The sequence below is a fragment of the Sagittula sp. P11 genome (assembly GCF_002814095.1).
Lineage (GTDB): Bacteria > Pseudomonadota > Alphaproteobacteria > Rhodobacterales > Rhodobacteraceae > Sagittula.
Map to the genome: position 1 here is coordinate 2,160,671 of NZ_CP021913.1, position 17,534 is coordinate 2,178,204.

The following is a 17,534-nucleotide window of genomic DNA, read 5'->3' on the forward strand; positions in this document are numbered from 1 at the left end:
CCAGCCATGCCGAATCAAGGTTTCATGCCCATAGAAGATACCGACGCCGTTCCAGGCGATCTGGGCGCGCCATCGTTCGGCGACGGCCCGGTCTGTGTCATCACGAACCGCAAGTCGGGCCGCAACTCGCGGGACCGCAACGCGGTCGAGGCCGCGGCCGAGGCGCTGGGGGGCGAAATCGTCTCCTTCAGCGGCGGCAAGGGCCTGATGGAGGCGATCGAGAAGGTGAAGGCGCGCAAGCCCTTCCTGGTGGTCGCGGCCGGGGGCGACGGCACCGCCATGGCCGTGGCCGGGGCCTTCGTCGGCACAGATGTCGCCTTCGGGGTCCTGCCGCTTGGCACGTTCAACTATTTCGCCCGCGGGCTGGGGCTCAGCACCGATCCGGTCGAGGCGAGCAGACAGCTTGCCGCCGGTCAGGTGGTCGAACGTCACATCGGTACGGTGAACGGCCAAGTCTTCCTGAACAACGCCAGCGTCGGGATCTATCCCTCGATCCTGAAGGTCCGCGAAAGCGTCTATCGCCGCTGGGGACGCCGCAGGATCATGGCACATTGGTCCGTGATCAAGACCTTCATCCGCTTTCGGAAACCCATGCGCGTGAGGCTGGAAGTCGACGGGGACGGCGGTCGTTACCGCACCGCCCTTGTCTTCGTCGCGCGATCCTCGTTCCAGCTCGAACGGTTCGGGCTGGAGGGCACCGACATCATTCGCGAGGGCGGTTTTGCCGTCCTGCTTGTCAACGCGCGCACCCGTCTGGAACTTTTCCGGCGCATCACGCGCCTCGCGCTGGGAACGGTAGAGGAGGGCGTCGACTATGACCTCTTTGCCGGAGAACGGTTGAAGCTGGATGTGGAAGGCAAGCGCCGCGTGCTGCTGGCCTACGACGGAGAGAAGAAGCGCATGAACGCGCCGCTGGAATTCGGCATGTCCGAGCGCCCGTTGCGCCTGCTCATCCCGGAGAAGCCCGCATGAGGCGTGTGCTGCACCTGTCAGACCTGCACTACGGAAAGGACCGCGCGGACCTCGAAGAGCCGCTCCTGGAAACGGTGGACCGGCTGGCGCCCGATCTGGTCGCCATTTCCGGGGATTTCACCCAGCGCGCCCGCGTGTCCCAGTTCGACCGCGCGCAGGCCTTCCTCGACAAGCTGTCCGTCCCTTGGATCGCCGTGCCCGGCAACCACGACACACCGCTCGACGAATTCTGGATCCGGCTGCTGACCCCGTGGAAGCGTTACCGGGCCGCTGTGTCGCGCGATCTGGAACCTGTCTATCAGGACGACGCGATGACCCTTGTCGGCGTGAACACCGTCAACCGGTTCTCGTGGCAGAGGGGGCGGCTGTCGGAAAAGCGGATCAAGCGCGCCTGCCAACAGTTCTCCGACGCGCCCGACCGCGCGCGTATCGTCATGCTGCACCACCCTCTTCAGCATGGGCCGGAGGTCGACAAGCGACTGATGCGCGGGGCCGGGCGGGCGCTCAAGGCCTTTGCCGAAAGCGGCGCACAGGTGGTGCTGTCCGGGCACCTGCACAACACGGTCATCGCGCCGTTTCGGGCCTGGCCGCAACTGCTTTTCGTCCAGGCAGGCACCAGCCTCTCCAGCCGCATGCGCGGCGAGGTGAACACCTTCAACCTGCTGGAAATCGACCACCGCAGCGTGACGGTCGAAAGCTGGGGTGCCGAGGACCTGACCTTTGCCCCCGTGTCGCGCGCCCACTTCTTCCGCAACAACGGGGAGTGGGAGCGCCACGACAACGCCCCCTCGATTGCGCCTGCGCACCACATCCGCCGCGCGCGGTCTGTTCGGTAGCACGCTTTTCCCGTGGCCCGTTCCCCGGACCGGCGTAAGCTGAGCCGTGAGGGAACGGGGGAATCGACACATGAAAGCTATATGTATGGCGTTGGCCTTGGTGGCGCTTTGCGGAACGGCCGAGGCACAGAACGCCTGCGACTGGGGCAACCTGCGGTCGGAGGCCAGCGAAGAGAACCGCGAGCTGGTCGTGACGAATGCGGTCGGCGACCGCAGCGCGCGTCTCTACTGGATCGATTTCAACGGCACCCCGGTCTTCTACGCCGAGATCCCGCCGAACGGCCGCCACGTGCAGCAGACCTTCCGGCGGCATGTTTGGATTGCCGAGAACAGCTACGGCTATTGCGACGTCATCTTCACCGTCGAGAACAATGTCGAAATCGTCATCCGCTGACCGCGCGGCAACGGATCACTCGATGGTTTCGACCGTCAGGTTCCCGTTCGTGTAGACACAGATGTCCGCGGCGATGGACATGGCCTCGCGCGCGACGGTCTCGGCGTCCTTGTCGGTATCCATCATGGCCCGCGCCGCGGCGAGGGCGTAGTTGCCGCCCGACCCGATGGCGGCCACGTCATGTTCGGGTTCCAGAACGTCGCCTGCGCCGGTGATCACGAAAAGGTCGGTGCCGTCGGTGACGATCAGCATGGCTTCCAGCTTCGACAGATACTTGTCCGTGCGCCAGTCCTTTGCCAGTTCGACAGAGGCGCGCTGAAGCTGACCGGGCGTTGCCTCCAGCTTCTTTTCCAGCCGTTCGAGCAGGGTGAAGGCGTCCGCCGTCGATCCCGCGAATCCGGCCACCACTTCCCTGCCGCCAGGTGCAAGGCGACGCACCTTCCGGGCCGTGCCCTTGATCACGGTCTGGCCCAGCGAAACCTGCCCGTCACCGGCCACGACGACCTTGCCGCCCTTGCGGACGCCGATGATGGTGGTGCCGTGCCAGCCGGGAAAATCGTTGCTCATGAAGGCCTCCTTTGATTGGCCTCCATATGGTCCCCATCGACGGCCCCGGCAAGGGGGGCGGGGCGCCTGTGCGGCACCCCGCCATGTCAAATGGCCGGTCAGGCGACCTCGGTCTCGACCTCGATGTTGCCCTTCGTCGCGTTGGAATACGGGCAGATGAAGTGGCCGCGCTCGGCGATTTTCTCGGCCACGTCCTTGTCCACGCCCGGCATCGACACGACCAGTTTCACCTTCAGGCCGAACCCGCCGTCAGAGCGCGGGCCAATGCCCACATGCGCGTTCACCGTGGAGTCGTCGGGGACGGTGCCCAGTTTCTCGCTTTGTGCCGCGAACCGCATCGCGCCGAGGTAGCAGGCCGCATAGCCAAGCGCGAAAAGCTCTTCGGGGTTGTGACCCGCGCCGGAGCCGCCAAGCTCTTTCGGGCTGGTCATGGTGACGGTCAGCATCCCCGACTTGAGAGAGGCGACACCGTTGCGGCCGCCGCCGGTGGCATGGGCTTCGGTCCAGTACTTCGTATCGACGGTCATCTGTGATTCCTTTCAGTCGCGTGCGATTAAATCGTGCACGATACATATAGTCGAGACGACCCTCTGTCAATCGCTTGCCAATGTATCGCGCACGACTTAATTTCAGGGGATGACACTCGCCCCCCACGACATGTTCTGTTTCTCGCTCTATTCCGCGACGCACGCCATGCAGCAGGCCTATCGCCCGCTGCTGGAGGAGATCGGCCTGACCTATCCCCAGTACCTCGTGATGAGCGCGCTTTGGACCGCGGAGAATCCGCTGAGCGTCAGCGGCATCGGGCGCGAGGTGCAGCTGGAATCGAGTACGCTGACGCCCTTGCTGAAGCGTCTCGAAACGGCCGGCCTGATCGTCCGCCGCCGCAACCCGGAAGACGAACGGCAGCTTCAGGTGGACCTGACCGAGGCAGGCCGCGCCCTTCAGGCACGCGCGGCGCATATCCCGGCGTGTATCCTCGAAAAGACCGGGATGGACGTCGAGACGCTCCGCCGCCTCCAGGGAGAGATCCGGGACCTGACGCAGCGCCTGCGCACGGGCACCGGCGACACCTGACCGTCAGACCGGCGTCCGCCGCCTTTTCCACCAGCCAACGACGAACGGGACAACGGCACAGCCGGCAAGGAACAGCGCGATCAGGGCGAACTGGATCAGCTCTGACGTCTCGAACCGTTCGTCGATCCGCACGGTCTTCGGGTCGTCGCGCAGGTATGTGACGGGCACGACCCGCCCCGCCTCGATGTTGCGGTAGAAACCATGGGACACCTCGGCGTCCGCCTCGATCTCTGCCCCGTCATGTTGGAAACGGACAATGGCATAATAGTGTGTCACGGGCGGCTTCGGATGGCTTTGGGAGAGGCTGCGGGTGAAGCGGCCCGCAAGCGTCGCCTCAGCCTCGATCCCGTCGGTGGCGAAGGCGGATCTGCGGTCGACGAAGTTCCAAAGGATCGCACCCAGAACCAGCGCAAGAACCGGCACCGCGAACAGCAGCTCCCACGGCTTCTTTGCCTGGTTCATGCCCCGACGGCCCCGCGTCGTTCGGCCCGCGCGGTGCGTATGGCATAGGCACTCAGCGCAAGGGCGGCCAGCAGGAGCAGCGGCCCGAGGATCAGCGCCCATATTGCGGATGACCGAAGGCGGCCGGGGTCAAGCAGGTATTCCGGCCCGTCGCTGCCATCGACCACGTGCAGCGCCACGGTCTGCCCTTCGCTCAGCGTATTGAAGAACCGCCCCGAGACGTCCTCGAGGTGCGGGCCGGTCGGGGTGGAGACGAAGACGCGGAAGGTGGTGCTGGTGGACCCGCCCTGCTGGCGCTGCGATTTGTCCAGCCGGGTCACTGTGGCGTCGATGGTGCGGGCGCCGGCGAACCGTGCGGCATCATTCGACTGCGCGGTCCCGGCGAACAGCGCGGCGATCCCCGCCAGCGCAAGGAATACCGCAAGCCCGACGCCGCGCTTGATGGCGAGCCAGATCATCTTGTCCCTCCGGTTTTTCCCGAAGTCTGACCAGAAATGATTGTTGCGCCAAGTCCATGAACGGAAAAAGGCCCCGCGAGGGGGCCTTTCAAACCAGCCGTAGCCAGTCGGGATCAGATGGAATCTTCGATCCAGGACTTCAGCGCGGCCTTCGGCGCTGCGCCGGCGCGGTTCGAAATCGGCGCGCCGTCCTTGAAGATGAAGAGCGCCGGAATGCCGCGCACGCCCATGGCGGCGGCGGTGTTCGGGTTCTGGTCCACGTCGACCTTCACGACCTTCACCTTGCCGTCGAATTCTTCGGAAAGCTCTTCCAGGGCCGGGCCGATCTGCTTGCAGGGACCGCACCATTCGGCCCAGAAATCGACGACAACGGGGATGTCGGAATTCTTCACTTCGGCGTCGAAGGTGGTGTCGGATACGGCGACGGTGGCCATGGGAATCTCCTGTGGGTTGGGAGGCGGGCAGGGCAGCCCGGTCAGGTGCAGGAAGGTAGGCAGCGACTCAGGCAGCGTCAAGATGCTGTCGCGCGGGCGAGGGCTTGTGTCACAAGTTCGTGCGGGATCGGCATGTAGTGGTTGGTGGCGGTCCACAACAGCCCGGTTTCGATCTCCCGATCCGGATAAAGTTGAGCGAGCGCGGCGTGATAGACCGCCACCTGCCGCAACAGGCCGTCTGGCGTTTCCTCGGGCGTCGCGGGGGTCGTGCGGTTGGTCTTGTAGTCGATTGCGACAACCCGGTCATGCGCCACGATCAACCGGTCGATGATACCGTGAATACGGCCCAGCGGTCCGAGGTCGGCAGTGATCGGCACCTCCGCCAGCGAGTCGGGTCCGAAGAAATCGGCGAAGGCGGGGTTCTCCAGAACTCTCAGCGCCTCGTCCATGATCTGCGGAAGCTGCTCGCGGATCAGGATGGTCTCCGGGTCGCCGGCGTATTGTTGGACAAGGCTTTCGCCAGCCGAGCGGCGATCTTCCGGCAGCAAGGGGGCGAGAACTTCGAGGAACGCGTGCAGTGCGGTGCCCCGGGCGGTCGCCACCTCTTCGGTGTCGCCCTCCGCGCCGCCCAATGCCTTTGCGCCGCCAAGGTCGGACGGGGACCGGGTTTTCGGCAGTTGCTCCGGCGGTGCGATGGGCCGCAGGAGATGATCGGGCATCACGACCGCGTCGACCGATCGGGGTTCCGGGGCCGTCATCTCAAGATATGACCAGTCGGTGCCGAGTGTCAGGCCCTCGCCGGACCCGAGGCCGCCGAAATCGAAGGCCTTTTGCACGGCGCCCGACTCCGTCATTCCGCGCCGCACCTTGTCGTACCACGCCTCCGGCTTGTCGGTGCCATCGCCCGCGGCAGCCACGATCAGCCATTTCTCTGCACGGGTCAGGGCCACGTAGAGCAGGCGGTCGCGTTCCTGTGCTTCCTTCACCTTCGCGGCCTCGACGGCGGCCTGCTGGCGCGGCGGCTGCGCGTCGGAGGTCTGCTTCCAGATCACACCGTCCGGGTCCGACAGGAGCTCTGCCTTGATAGAGGTGTCGGGCGCCGCGCAGTCGGGCAGGATGACGATGGGCGCCTCGAGGCCCTTCGCCCCGTGCACCGTCATGACCCGCAGGGTTTCGCCCGCGCTGTCCGGCGCCCGCTTGATCTGCAGATCGTCCGACTGTGCCCATTGCAGGAAGCCGGTCAGCGTCGGCACGGCGGTCTGCTCGTAGGCCAGTGCCTGCTGGAGGAGCGCGTTGATCCCGTCTTCCGCCTCTTGGCCCAGCCGCCCGATCAGCAGGCGGCGGCCCTTGTGTCGGGTCAGGATACGCTCGATCAGGTCATATGGGCGCAGGAAGTCGGTCTGGCCGCGCAGGTCGTTCAGGACTGCCAGAACAGCCGGATGTGCGTCGCTGTCCCGAAGCGTCGGCCAGAGGTATTTCGTCGTGCGCCGGTGGGCGAGGGTGAAGAGATCCTGCTCCGACAGGCCGAACAGCGGCGAGCGGAGCGCGGTGGCAAGGGACAGCGAATCCTCGGGCGTTTCGAGGAAGGACAGAAGCGCGATGATGTCCCGCACCGCGAGTTCGGCCATGACCTTCAGTCGGTCGGCCCCCGCGATCGGCAGGGCCTCCTGCTTGCAGGCGCGGATGATTTCCTTGAACAGTTGCGACCGGCGGCGGACGAGGATCAGGAAATCCCCCGCATGAACGGGCCGCGCGCGGTATGTGCCGCTGTGGCCGTTCTCTACCGGCAGGGGCGTCCCGGCGTCGATGGTCTGGCGGATGAAGCGGGCGATTCGCTGGGCGAGTATGACGGTGTGGTGCCGCGCCCCCTTGCGGTCCAGCGGCTGGTGCCACGGCCCGTCCTCGTCGTCCCTGGTCTTGTCCACGACCGGCCACAGGTCGACCCGCCCCGGCATCTCCGACTTGAACGCGCGGTGCTTCTGGTCCGGGCTGAAGCCGGAGGCATCGGCCCCGTCGAAGGTGCTGTCCACCACCCGCAGGATCGGTTCTGCGGACCGGAAGCTGTATTCGAGCACCATCGCGTTCAGCGGCGCATCCGTGTTCATCAGCCGTTCGCGGAAGTCCTCGCGCATCCGGTCGAACTCGGACGGGTCGGCGCCCTGGAAGGAATAGATCGACTGCTTCTTGTCACCGACGACAAAGATCGTGCGCCGCGTATCCCGCGCGCCCTCGCCAGAAGTGAATTCGCGCGCCAGCCGTTCGATCACGTCCCACTGCACGGGCGAGGTGTCCTGCGCCTCGTCGACAAGGATGTGGTCGATGCCGCCGTCCAGCCGGTAGAGCACCCAGTCCGCCACACGTTCGTCTGACAAAAGGTCACGGGCGCGAGTGATGAGGTCGTCGAAATCGAGCCATCCGCGCCGCATCTTCGCCTCTTCGTAGGCGGGCACGAAGCGCGCGGCGAAGGCGGTCAGGGCAATGTCGCGGTCGGCGGCGGTCAGCGCCTTCTCCGTCTCGAGCGCCCCTTCGACGCGGTCGGCAAGCTGGTCGAAGGCCTCGCACAGTTCGGGCGCGTTCTTGCGGGTGGCCTTTGTCGGAAAGTTCTTTCGGATCGTGCCGCCCTGCGTCAGGCAGATCTGCTTCAGCGCGGCAAGGGCCTGTGTGTCGTGGCCCTTGATCGACTGCAGCAAGGGCACCAGACCCTGCTCGGTCTTGCCGCCCGCCTTGAAATGCGGAACCAGCGCGGCGGCGAGTTCCGTCTCATTGCCGAGGAAGACCGACGCCAGAAGGGTGTCTTCGCCGTCGTCCGGCTTCAGCCCATAGGCGGCACGGATGGCGTCGGGCGCTGGCGGATCGACGAAGACATCCCGCCGTGCACTGAGTGAGGCCAGCAGCTTGCCGGGATCGTCGCCCGAGATCCAGGGCGCGATGCCTTCCAGCAGACCCCGGTCGGGGCCGGAGGCGATCTGGTCGAGGATCTCGGCACGCAGCAGTTCGGCGGCACGGTCCTCCATCTCCTGGAACTGCGGGGAGACCCGCGCCTCTAGCGGGAAGCGGCGCAGGAGCGAGGCGCAGAAACTGTGGATCGTCTGGATGCGCAGGCCGCCCGGTGTCTCGATGGCGCGGGCAAAGAGGGTGCGCGCCTCCTGCAGGAAGGCATGGGAGGGCGTCGTCTCTACCCCGAGGCTTGCCAGTTCGTCGCGCAGTTTGGGTTCCGGCAGCATGGCCCAGGCGCCCAGCCGCTTGAACAGGCGGTTCTGCATCTCGGTCGCGGCGGCCTTCGTGTAGGTCAGGCAGAGGATGTGCGACGGGTCCACGCCTTCCAGCAACAGCCGCGCCACACGGTCGGTCAGGACGCGCGTCTTGCCGGACCCCGCGTTTGCCGCCAGCCAGGTCGAGGCATCGGGGGCCGCGGCATCCACCTGCCGCTGTGTCGCCTCGTCCCTCATGTCAGCCTCAAAAGGTCGGCGTCATCGGTCACGTCCCATTCGCCGAAGCGCGAGAGGTGGTCGTAATCCGCGATATCGGTGTCCTTCATCAGCGCGCGCCGGGCGGTGTAGCCCTTTTCCTCGTCCATGTAGGCGGCGATCAGGGCGCAGAACTCCTCCCACGTTTTTTCCGGCGGGCTGTCGGCCAGCGGCGCGGGGACCTCCTTCGGGTCGCCGGGCTTCAATTGGATATAGGTGGCGGCGGCGATGTAGCGGGGCGCGATGTTCGGGAAGGCGCCCTGCTGCAGCATCGCCGACTCCAGCAGAAGCTGCTTGTCGAAATAGAGCTGTTCCTTGGCGGAGGGCGCGCCGCCGGTCTTGTAGTCGTAGACATGCGCGCCGGCATCCTGCGCGATGTCGATCCGGTCGGCCCGGGCCTTGAGCGTGAACCCCAGCGCCGGGATGGCGGCCGCGCCCTCGGTCTCGAAGTTGTCGAGGTGCGGGGCGGCCCTTTGCCTGCGGTCCGCCTCGCTGTCGCAGAACCACGGCGCGAACCGCGCGACCCGCGCCTGCCAGAGTGCGCGAACGGTGGGAAACGGCACGTCGTCCAGCAGGACCCGTGCGATCTGCATGAGCCGGTCGGGCGCCAGGCGGTCGGGATCGGCCACGGTTTCGCGGATGAAGGTCTCGATCACCTCGTGGGTGACAACACCACGCATCAGGGCATCGGGCGCCTGCATCAACGGGTCGAGCGCCTTCAGTCGCAGGATGTAGCGGGCGTAGATCGCGTAGGGGTCGCGCACGAGACGGCGGATCGACGTGACCCACAGCTCCTGCGGGCGGGTCGTCGCAGGCGGTGCGGGCGAGGGCCTGCGCGCCGGCTCCGCCACGATCGGGGTTTCAGCGGCGGTGGCCAGTGCGGTCCAGTGCGCACCACGTTGCCGCATCTCCTCCAGTGCCTTGGGGCCGTTGCGATCCGGCAGGCCATTCAGGAGGTTGGTCAGCCGGTTGATCCAGCGTGACGGAACCGTCTCTGCCTCGTCGGACTTCAGCGACCTCGTCAGCCAGATCTCCGGTGCGGCGGCGGCCTGCTGGAAGTCATGCGCGGACAGGCCGATCCGGCGTTCGGGCAGCAGAAGGCCCGCCTGCGCCCGCATGGAGCGGTTGAGCCACGGGTCGGCGGCGGGGCTTTCCGGCCACGCGCCTTCGTTCAGCCCGGCGAGGATCAGCAGGTCCGCGCCCATCACGCGTGCCTCGAGCGTGCCCCAGATCAGGATCTTCGGATGCGGGGCGTCGCGGTCGCGCACTTCCTCGCGGGACACCAGCGCCCCGAACAGATCGGCATAGTCGCGGGCGGTCATGTCGGTGCCATGCTCCGCCTCGACCTGCAGGGTCTCGGTCAAAGCGCGCAGCTTGCGGCCCGCGTTCTCGGCCCAGAGCGGCGCGGGATCGCCATCGGGCCCGGCGGTCAGCGCCTCCGCCAGAGCGAGATGCCGTTCGATCCACTCCGTCAGCGGCAGGGTGCCGGTCTGCTGGCGGTCGCAGAGTGTCGCGGCCCAGGCGCCCCACCTTTCCGAGTCCCGGGCCGTGGCCCAAGCGGTCAGCGTTTCGGCATCGGGATAGGGCAGGCCGGTCTTGCGGATGTGCAGTTCCAGTTCGCGCGTGGTCAGCAGATGCGGGCCGCGGTCCTGTCCGGCGTGGGTCAGCGGGTGTTTCAGCAGGCTCAGCAGCAGCTCTGCCGTCAACGGTGCGGTGAAGAGCTCGGCGACCAGCCGCAGAAGCCGTCCGGGCGGGGTCAGCTGCGCGGGCGTACCGGCGGAATCGTCAGGCAGGATGTTCCAGCGGTCGAGCGCGGATGTCACCTGCCGCGTCAGCATCCGGTCCGGGGTGATCAGCGCGGCGGTTGTCCCTTTCTCCGCCGCCTCCCGCAGGCGCAGCGCGATGGCAAGGGCCTCTTCACGCTGCGAGTTCGCCTCAAGCAGCGTGACACCCTCCATCGCCTGCGGCAGATCGGGCAGGTTCGGACCTTCGGAGAGCCACTGGTGCGTGACCGGCGCCGGGCGCATCGCGAGGGAGATCACCCGGTTCCGGGCCGCACTGGGCGGCTGGCCATCGGTCCAGGGCCGCACGTCCCGCGCGGTGATCTCCAGCTCCCGCATCAGTTTCGCGAACCTGTATTGCGGATGATCCTCGCTGGTCAGCGGGTCTTCCAGCTTGGACCAGACGGTGTCGGGTATATCCGTGTCGAAGCCGGGCAGGACGATGGCGCCCTGCGGCAACCTGGCCACGGCTTTCATCAGCGCATGCGTCGTGCCGCGCGACCCTGTGGAGCCCGCGATGATGACCGGATGACGGGGCGGCTGTGCCTCCCACGCCTCCAGCCGCAGTTCCAGCGCCCTGCGGTTGAAGGCCTGCGCGTCGGGCGTTGCATCTTTGTCGAAGTACTGTTGCACGATGTTGAAAAAGGTCAGCGCCCGCTGCCAGTGCCCCGACTGGTCGGTGACGTCGAGGTTGGCAACGGTTTCCGGCGACACGCCCTCGACATGCATCTCCTCCATCAGCGTGGCGAGGCTGTCGGACAGGTCGAAAAGCGCGGACCGCGGTGCGAGGTCGGGCTGCGTTTCGAGCAGGCGAGAGACGAGGCCCGTCAGTTCCAGCCTCCGGCGCAGCGGCGATACCGGCGCAGGCAGGGTGGCGCGGGTCAGCGGATCGGCCAGGTCTGTCAGAAGCCGGATGCGCGGCAAAAGGGAGACGGGCCCGGCGTCGAACAGGCTCCGCAGGCGGCGGCGCATCCGGTCTGTGGCGACGTAAAGCTCCACGCGGGCGATGGCCTCTGGCGGGCTGCCGTCCAGCCGCGCGCGCAGGCCGTCGATCAGGGCGGCAGGGAAATCCACGCCGGGGGGCAGGGCGAAGACGCGCGGCCCCGCTGCGTCGTCGGTAAAGAGGTCAGGCATTGGCGCGGTCCAGCATATCTTCGGCCAGCGCGATGCCCTCGGGATGACCCACGTCGCACCATGTGCCCGGATAGGCGATCCCGTGGAAGCGGCCCTGTGCGGCGGCATCCTCCCAAAGGCGGTGCATGGAGAATATGTCCTCCCCGATCCCTCGCAGCGCATCGGTCTTTACGATCTGTGCGCCGGTATAGACCATGTCGCCGGGCCGGGTGATGGTTCCGTCCCCGGAAAAGGCGAAGTCGCCGCCGCCTTTGCGCCCCACGGCGCGGGCCAGCGGCACACAGAGCAGCAGCGCATCCATGCGCTCCGGCTGCCATGCGTCGGACAGCAGCGCCAACGGGTTGGGACCGGACCAGACCGCGTCGGTGTTCAGGGTGAAGACCGGCCCTTCGCCCAGCAGCGGCAGCGCGCGTTTCAACCCGCCGCCGGTGTCGAGGATGTCCGGCAGTTCGACGCTGACGTGGACGCCTGAACCGGCAAGATGCGCCTCGATCCGGTCCGCGTGGTAATGGGCATTGACGACGCGCACCGGGACGTCGCGCGCCAGGTCCAGCGCGTGATCCAGCAAGGCACGCCCTGCCACTTCGATCAGCGGTTTCGGGCGGTCCTTCGTCAGCGCGCCCATGCGCGTGCCGAATCCGGCGGCGAACAGCATTACTGCGTCGGGCATCGTGCCAGGAGTTCCTGAAGAAAGGCCGCGTTCGGTGCGGGCAGTTTGGCGATGATCGGCCGCATCGGTTTCAGAGCGGGGTGAAGCGACTGGATCTGGATATGCGACCAGCAGCGCGGAAGGAAGTCCAGGTAGCGGGTCTTGCCCTGCGTCACCGCAAGCCGCGCAAAGACCCCGAGGATGCGTAGGTTGCGTTGAACGCCCAGCACCGCATAGGCCGCGCGGAACGCCTGCGGATCGGTGCCGGTGGCGTCGATGTAGGCGTTCAGGCAGGCGGCTTCGGTCGCGGGCTGAACGTCGCGCCGCACTTCCCGGCAAAGCGAGGCGAGGTCATAGGCCGGATGCCCCGCCAGCGCGTCCTGGAAGTCGAGCAGCCCGACGCGCGCCGCGCCGAAGCGACCCGGCAGCATCAGCAGGTTCTCTGCATGGAAGTCGCGCAGGACAAGCACACCATCGGGCGCTGCGTACTCCCTCAGGATCGGCAGGAACGTTTCCGTCGCCTCGGCGAGGAGGTCGGCCATCTGCGCGTAATGCGTGAACGTCAGGTCGATGGCACCGGCGAGGTGCTCCGGCGTCGCGACGGGCAAGGAGTCGGGCGCTTGGTACCCGTGCAGCCGGACCAATGCCCGCACCGCCGCAAGGTAAAGCGACGTCTCCGCTTCGGCGTCGCGGGCCAGCGTCGCGATCAGCCCGTCGCCGAGGTCCTCGAGCAGCAGCATCCCCGAGGTCTCGGCCAGCACCTTCGGCGCGGACAGGCCGAGGCTGTTCAGATGGCGGGCCAGCCGCGCAAAGAGGGCGGCATCGCCGTGCGGGTCCTGCATGAGGATCGCCGTCTCGTCACCGCGTGTCAGCCGCGCGTAGTGGCGGGAGGACGCATCGCCGGCCATCGGATGCACCGTGGCGTCGCTCCAGCCGGCCTCTTCCAGGAAGTGATCCACCGGGTTCTCGCGCGCCTCCGCCTGTGCGCCGGCCCAGGCTGTCTTGAGCCGCTCGTCCCATTCCGGGTCGCTCCAGCCGATCGTCAGGGCGCGGGTGTCGCCATCGCCGACGGTGCGGAACGTCAGGTGCAGCGCCGAGGCCGGGGCGAGGTCCCGCAGCCGGTCCGGCCATTCGACAAGGCAGATCGCGTCCTCGAAGGCATCCAGCAGGCCGAGTTCCACGATCTCCTGCGGGCCGGTCAGCCGGTACAGGTCGGCGTGCCAGAGAGGGCCGCTGCGTGTGTCGTATTCCTGGACAAGGGTGAAGGTGGGGGAGGGCACGTCCTCCGGCGTCTCCAGCAGGGACTGCACGAGCGCACGTGCGAAATGGGTCTTGCCCGCGCCGATCCCGCCGGACAGCAACAGCACGTCACCCGGCCGCAGGCGCGCGCCGAGCACACGGGCCAGAGCTTCCGTGGCGTCCGGCGTCGGCAGGGTCAGCCTGCGGTTTCGGGTGTCCTGAACGGTCATGGCGCGAGGATAGCCTTCGCGCCTGTCGCTGCAAGCGCGATCAGTCGCGCATGGCCGCCTCGCTGATCTTCAGGGACGCCGGAGCCCCCGCGACATGAGAGAACCGCACCATCGTCGCCCCGGAGGACACCGGTTCGACCGCGCAATGCAGGTGCTCGCCATCGGTGGTGACAAGTTCGGCGTCCCAGCAGGCCCTTTCGCGCAGGGTCAGGACGAAATCTCGGATCTCCGACCAGATCGGGCTGGGCAGGCATCCCGCGCTCCAGTCCTTCGTGGCATCGACGATGGTGATCTCGGCGAAGGCGCTGTCTGGGTCGCAGTTCCAGCGGTCCCGATAGGCGGCGTTGGTGAAGGTCAGCACCCCCAGTCGAGAGAACACCGCCACCGCATCGTCGAACCGGTCCAGAACGGATTGGGTCATCTCAAGCTCCGACCGGAAGCGGCGCGTGAGGGAGATTTCGGCGCTGATATCCTCGATCAGGAAGGCGACGGCGCCGTCGGGATGCGGGCGCCCCGTGATCTTGTAGGTCAGGCCGGACGGCAGGTTCCACGTTTCCGCATAACGGTCCTCGCGCGCGGCCGAGACCACGTCATAGATCTTCTCCCGCCACGTGTTGTAGTTCTTCGGTTCCGGCATCATGCGGTTTTCGCGCATGTGATCGAAGAACGACAGGAGGTTCGGCTTCGCGGACAGGAAATCGACCGGCAGATGGGTCAGGTCGACCAGCGCGGGGTTGAACAGCACCAGCCGCCTGTCGCGGTCGAAGACGGCAAGGCCGATGGGCAGGTGCGCGAAGGTCTTGGTCAGGGTCTGCACGAAGTTGCGCTGCGCCATCTCGGCCTCGACGAGGTTATTGATCGACGACGCATAATGCAGCCAGGACGTGCCGACGGGCCGCGAGATGACCTCGTACCAGAGCGCCTCGCCGGTGCGGGTCCGCAGGCTGACGCGATCCGTCTGCACCGTGCGCTTGATCGGCAGCGGCAGGTCGAAGGGGCATTCGTCCTCGTCAACCGCGCCGGTGTCCGCCTTCAGGGTCTCGAACGCCTCGTTGGCCCAGGTGAGCGCGCCGTCCTCCGTCTGCCAGATCGGGTAGGGGGCGTTGTCGCAGATCTGGCGCATCATCTGGTGATCCGCGTCCAGCACTGCCGCCCGGAACAGGAGAGCGGGTCCGCTGTGTGGCGTGGACAGGCTGACGCGCAGGTTCCGCCCCGAAGGCACTGCGTCCAGCCGTGCGTCGGCCAGCAACTCGGAGCTCCAAGTCCGTTCGATGTCGGGCGGATCGGCAGGCAGTTGCGGGAACCCCGGCAGCAGGTGGGCGCGCAGATCCTGCCATGTAACGCCGTGCAGGTTTGAGCGGTCGAACAGGTGGAGCGCATCCGGCGTGTGGTCAATGACAACACCGTTCCGGAACAGGATGACGGTGTCGATCTGCCGCCGCCCGAACCTCAGACGCGCATCTTCACGGCGTTTCGAGACGAGATATACGAACAGCGCTGCAAATGCAGCGGCCCCGCCTCCTGCGCCGATGGCAAGAACCATGTAGTCCTCCAAACCGCTTCCCCCGCCTTGCGAACCAGACATGACACACCCGGGATAAACCTAGCTTCAGCTTAGTTAACGACCGGTTAAACGATTGCAGTGAGGACCCTAGCCGCTGATGAGCTGGTTCTCCCCCAGCGGCGTGCCTCGGCTGGCCGGGTCCGGGACGATCTTGGCGCGCGGCCAGATGACCTCCACGATGGCCCCGGTCGGCTGTCCTGTCTCGGTCATCGGCGCGTAGGGATCGGACGCATTGGCAAAGCTGAGTTCCGCCCCCGACCGTTCCAGGAGGGTCTTGGCGATGAACAAGCCCAGGCCCATGCCCTCGTATTCCGGCCGTGCCCGTCGGTCCGCGTCGGACCGGCGGCGGCGCATGAAGGGGTCGCCGATGCGCCCGATCACCTGCGGCGGGAAGCCCCGGCCGTCGTCGAGAATGCGGATGGAAATCAGGTCGTCGGTCCACATCGCCTCCACCCAGACGGTCGTCCGGGCGAAATCGACGGCGTTCTGCACGAGGTTGCGCAGGCCGTGGATGATCTCGGGTCGGCGCAGGATCTGCGGCGGATTGTACTCTCCGCCCGGGCCGGGGCCGTCCTCGATCAGGATCTCCTTGCCGCGGTCCTGATGCGGCTCGGCGGCCTCGCGGATGACCTCGACAATCGGCGCCTGCCGCATGTGCAGGTCGTCCTTCCCGGCGCGGCCCATGCTGCGCAGGATGTCCCGGCAGCGGTCCGCCTGACTGCGGATCAGCAGCGCGTCTTCCTTGAGGTCCGGGAAATCGTCCAGCTCCTCCGCCAGCTCCGATGACGTCAGCTTGATCGTCGCCAGCGGCGTGCCCAGCTCATGCGCCGCCGCCGCCACCACACCGCCAAGGTCGTTCAGCTTCTGCGCGCGGGCCAAGGCCATCTGCGTGGCTGTCAGCGCGTCGGACATGGAGTTCATCTCGCGCGTGATGCGGCGCGTGTAGGCGGACAGGAACACCAGCGCGATCATGATCGCCACCCACTGACCGTAGACGAACACGTCCGGTATGCGGAGGATGAAGCCCTCTTCGGTCCGCAGCGGCAGGTGCCAGAACACCATACCCGTCACCAGCACCATCGCGGTGAGCATCAGCGTAATTGTCGACCTGAGGCTCAGCACCGTGGCCGAGATCGTCACCGGGCCCAGCACCAAGAGCGAGAACGGGTTGTGCAGCCCCCCGGTCAGGTACAGCAGGAAACACAACTGCAGCAGGTCGAACATCACCATCAGGAAGTTTTCGGTCTCCGACAGGCGCTTGCTTTCGGGGAAGACGAAGATGGCGACGAGGTTGCCGACGACCGATGTGCCGACGGCGAGGTAGGCCAGCCCAAGCTCGAGCTGGAGGTTGTACAGCCGTTGCGCGATCGTGATCGCTGCAAGCTGGCCAAGGATGGCGACCCAGCGTAACAGGATCATCGTGCGGAGACGGATCCAGTTGCTGCGCTGCTCTTCGCCGATCAGACCGAGTTCAGTTGTGCTCATTGGGATTGTTTCGTCTGTCGCGCTTGGTTAGGCAAGTGTTGGATGACATTCCGCAAACAATATGTGTTCCGCCGAGGAGAGTGCCCATGACCCGAACCTTGTCCTATGCCGCGATCGGCGCGGTCGTCGTTTTGCTGGGTGGCACCTTCGCGGCCTCCGCCGGCTGGCTTGACGGCTTGTTCGGCGGCAGTTCGGACGACGTGTACGCCAACTGCCGCGAGGGGGTTGTTGCGGGCGACATCGGCGGGCCTTTCGAACTGGTGGACAAGGACGGCAACACGGTGACCGACGCGGACGTCATCACCGAGCCGGCGCTGGTCTATTTCGGCTACACCTTCTGCCCGGACGTCTGCCCCTTCGACACGGCGCGCAACGCGGATGCGGTCGACCTGCTGGCGGACCGCGGGATGAGCGTCACGCCGGTCTTCATCACCATCGACCCTGAGCGGGACACGCCCGAAGCGGTCGGCGAGTTCGCCTCCAACCTGCATCCAAAGATGGTCGGGCTGACGGGCTCTGCCGAGCAGATCAAGGCCGCCAGCCAAGCCTATCGCACTTACTACAAGAAGCAGGACGGCGATCCGGACTACTACCTCGTGGACCACTCCACCTTCACGTACCTCGTCCTGCCGGGGGCAGGGTTCGTCGACTACTTCCGCCGCGAGGTCACGCCGGAACAGATGGCAGACCGTGTCGCCTGCTTCATAGAAGCCACTTGACAGCGGCAAGTGGTAGCGTTTGACCCCACCAGTAGGCGTGGTTAATAGTGATCCCCACGGCAGCGC

At 66.6% G+C, this 17,534-nt stretch carries 16 protein-coding genes; 5 read left to right on the forward strand and 11 right to left on the reverse strand.

Annotated features, from left to right (window positions below; all coding sequences use genetic code 11):
- The first annotated feature begins 24 nt into the window (after positions 1-24).
- The 3 genes from CDO87_RS10565 to CDO87_RS10575 all read left to right on the forward strand — a co-directional run bounded on the left by CDO87_RS10565 (position 25) and on the right by CDO87_RS10575 (position 2,202).
- Entirely contained in the window at positions 25-972 is a 948-nt protein-coding gene (locus tag CDO87_RS10565; protein WP_254698416.1) for a diacylglycerol kinase family protein, read from the forward strand.
- Complete coding sequence (locus CDO87_RS10570; RefSeq protein WP_100928744.1) at positions 969-1,808, forward strand: metallophosphoesterase; 840 nt, start codon at positions 969-971, stop codon at positions 1,806-1,808. The genes CDO87_RS10565 and CDO87_RS10570 overlap by 4 nt, the downstream gene beginning before the upstream one ends.
- Positions 1,809-1,878: 70 nt before the next feature.
- Positions 1,879-2,202 carry a hypothetical protein gene (locus CDO87_RS10575; protein WP_100928745.1) on the forward strand — a complete coding sequence of 108 codons (324 nt, stop codon included), beginning with the start codon at positions 1,879-1,881 and terminating at the stop codon, positions 2,200-2,202.
- Between the two features lie 15 nt (positions 2,203-2,217).
- On the opposite strand, the gene hslV is transcribed toward CDO87_RS10575, so the two are convergent.
- The gene (gene hslV, locus CDO87_RS10580) at positions 2,218-2,769 is read right to left on the reverse strand and encodes an ATP-dependent protease subunit HslV (RefSeq protein WP_100928746.1); all 552 of its coding nucleotides are present in this window, start codon (positions 2,767-2,769) and stop codon (positions 2,218-2,220) included.
- A 98-nt stretch (positions 2,770-2,867) separates the two neighbouring features.
- Positions 2,868-3,296 carry an organic hydroperoxide resistance protein gene (locus tag CDO87_RS10585; RefSeq protein ID WP_100928747.1) on the reverse strand — a complete coding sequence of 143 codons (429 nt, stop codon included), beginning with the start codon at positions 3,294-3,296 and terminating at the stop codon, positions 2,868-2,870.
- A 109-nt stretch (positions 3,297-3,405) separates the two neighbouring features.
- On the opposite strand from CDO87_RS10585, the gene CDO87_RS10590 reads away from it, so the two are divergent.
- Complete coding sequence (locus CDO87_RS10590) at positions 3,406-3,846, forward strand: transcriptional regulator, SarA/Rot family (RefSeq protein ID WP_254698417.1); 441 nt, start codon at positions 3,406-3,408, stop codon at positions 3,844-3,846.
- A 3-nt stretch (positions 3,847-3,849) separates the two neighbouring features.
- Here CDO87_RS10590 and CDO87_RS10595 read toward each other — a convergent pair whose 3' ends face one another.
- From CDO87_RS10595 to regB, 9 genes are all read right to left on the reverse strand, one after another.
- A complete protein-coding gene (locus tag CDO87_RS10595; protein WP_100928749.1) occupies positions 3,850-4,308 on the reverse strand; it encodes a DUF3592 domain-containing protein in 459 nt (152 codons plus the stop codon).
- A complete protein-coding gene (locus CDO87_RS10600; RefSeq protein WP_100928750.1) occupies positions 4,305-4,766 on the reverse strand; it encodes a hypothetical protein in 462 nt (153 codons plus the stop codon). Before CDO87_RS10600 ends, CDO87_RS10595 begins: the two co-directional genes overlap by 4 nt.
- 113 nt (positions 4,767-4,879) lie before the next feature.
- Entirely contained in the window at positions 4,880-5,200 is a 321-nt protein-coding gene (trxA, locus tag CDO87_RS10605; RefSeq protein WP_005864060.1) for a thioredoxin, read from the reverse strand.
- A 77-nt stretch (positions 5,201-5,277) separates the two neighbouring features.
- Entirely contained in the window at positions 5,278-8,649 is a 3,372-nt protein-coding gene (addA, locus tag CDO87_RS10610) for a double-strand break repair helicase AddA (protein ID WP_100928751.1), read from the reverse strand.
- Entirely contained in the window at positions 8,646-11,582 is a 2,937-nt protein-coding gene (gene addB / locus CDO87_RS10615) for a double-strand break repair protein AddB (protein ID WP_100928752.1), read from the reverse strand. The genes addA and addB overlap by 4 nt, the downstream gene beginning before the upstream one ends.
- Positions 11,575-12,252: a nucleotidyltransferase family protein gene (locus tag CDO87_RS10620; RefSeq protein ID WP_100928753.1), complete on the reverse strand. Its 678-nt coding sequence runs from the start codon at positions 12,250-12,252 to the stop codon at positions 11,575-11,577. Before CDO87_RS10620 ends, addB begins: the two co-directional genes overlap by 8 nt.
- Positions 12,237-13,700 carry a tRNA (adenosine(37)-N6)-threonylcarbamoyltransferase complex ATPase subunit type 1 TsaE gene (gene tsaE / locus CDO87_RS27205; protein WP_100928754.1) on the reverse strand — a complete coding sequence of 488 codons (1,464 nt, stop codon included), beginning with the start codon at positions 13,698-13,700 and terminating at the stop codon, positions 12,237-12,239. Before tsaE ends, CDO87_RS10620 begins: the two co-directional genes overlap by 16 nt.
- 40 nt (positions 13,701-13,740) lie before the next feature.
- Positions 13,741-15,243 (reverse strand): PAS-domain containing protein, encoded by a 1,503-nt coding sequence (locus tag CDO87_RS10630; protein ID WP_100928755.1) that lies wholly within the window; start codon positions 15,241-15,243, stop codon positions 13,741-13,743.
- Positions 15,244-15,351: 108 nt separating this feature from the next.
- Entirely contained in the window at positions 15,352-16,749 is a 1,398-nt protein-coding gene (gene regB, locus CDO87_RS10635; protein WP_100928756.1) for a sensor histidine kinase RegB, read from the reverse strand.
- 86 nt (positions 16,750-16,835) lie between these two features.
- On the opposite strand from regB, the gene CDO87_RS10640 reads away from it, so the two are divergent.
- Positions 16,836-17,468, forward strand: a complete 633-nt coding sequence (locus CDO87_RS10640) for an SCO family protein (protein WP_100928757.1) — start codon at positions 16,836-16,838, stop codon at positions 17,466-17,468.
- Positions 17,469-17,534 lie beyond the last annotated feature (66 nt).

Coding starts and splice junctions, on each gene's coding strand:
- tsaE (WP_100928754.1), bottom strand. CDS start 13,700: ATGACCGTTCAGGACACCCGAAACCGCAGGCTGACCCTGCCGACGCCG.
- CDO87_RS10565 (WP_254698416.1), top strand. CDS start 25: ATGCCCATAGAAGATACCGACGCCGTTCCAGGCGATCTGGGCGCGCCA.
- CDO87_RS10630 (WP_100928755.1), bottom strand. CDS start 15,243: ATGGTTCTTGCCATCGGCGCAGGAGGCGGGGCCGCTGCATTTGCAGCG.
- hslV (WP_100928746.1), bottom strand. CDS start 2,769: ATGAGCAACGATTTTCCCGGCTGGCACGGCACCACCATCATCGGCGTC.
- trxA (WP_005864060.1), bottom strand. CDS start 5,200: ATGGCCACCGTCGCCGTATCCGACACCACCTTCGACGCCGAAGTGAAG.
- CDO87_RS10585 (WP_100928747.1), bottom strand. CDS start 3,296: ATGACCGTCGATACGAAGTACTGGACCGAAGCCCATGCCACCGGCGGC.
- regB (WP_100928756.1), bottom strand. CDS start 16,749: ATGAGCACAACTGAACTCGGTCTGATCGGCGAAGAGCAGCGCAGCAAC.
- CDO87_RS10595 (WP_100928749.1), bottom strand. CDS start 4,308: ATGAACCAGGCAAAGAAGCCGTGGGAGCTGCTGTTCGCGGTGCCGGTT.
- CDO87_RS10575 (WP_100928745.1), top strand. CDS start 1,879: ATGAAAGCTATATGTATGGCGTTGGCCTTGGTGGCGCTTTGCGGAACG.
- addA (WP_100928751.1), bottom strand. CDS start 8,649: ATGAGGGACGAGGCGACACAGCGGCAGGTGGATGCCGCGGCCCCCGAT.
- addB (WP_100928752.1), bottom strand. CDS start 11,582: ATGCCTGACCTCTTTACCGACGACGCAGCGGGGCCGCGCGTCTTCGCC.
- CDO87_RS10620 (WP_100928753.1), bottom strand. CDS start 12,252: ATGCCCGACGCAGTAATGCTGTTCGCCGCCGGATTCGGCACGCGCATG.
- CDO87_RS10640 (WP_100928757.1), top strand. CDS start 16,836: ATGACCCGAACCTTGTCCTATGCCGCGATCGGCGCGGTCGTCGTTTTG.
- CDO87_RS10600 (WP_100928750.1), bottom strand. CDS start 4,766: ATGATCTGGCTCGCCATCAAGCGCGGCGTCGGGCTTGCGGTATTCCTT.
- CDO87_RS10590 (WP_254698417.1), top strand. CDS start 3,406: ATGACACTCGCCCCCCACGACATGTTCTGTTTCTCGCTCTATTCCGCG.
- CDO87_RS10570 (WP_100928744.1), top strand. CDS start 969: ATGAGGCGTGTGCTGCACCTGTCAGACCTGCACTACGGAAAGGACCGC.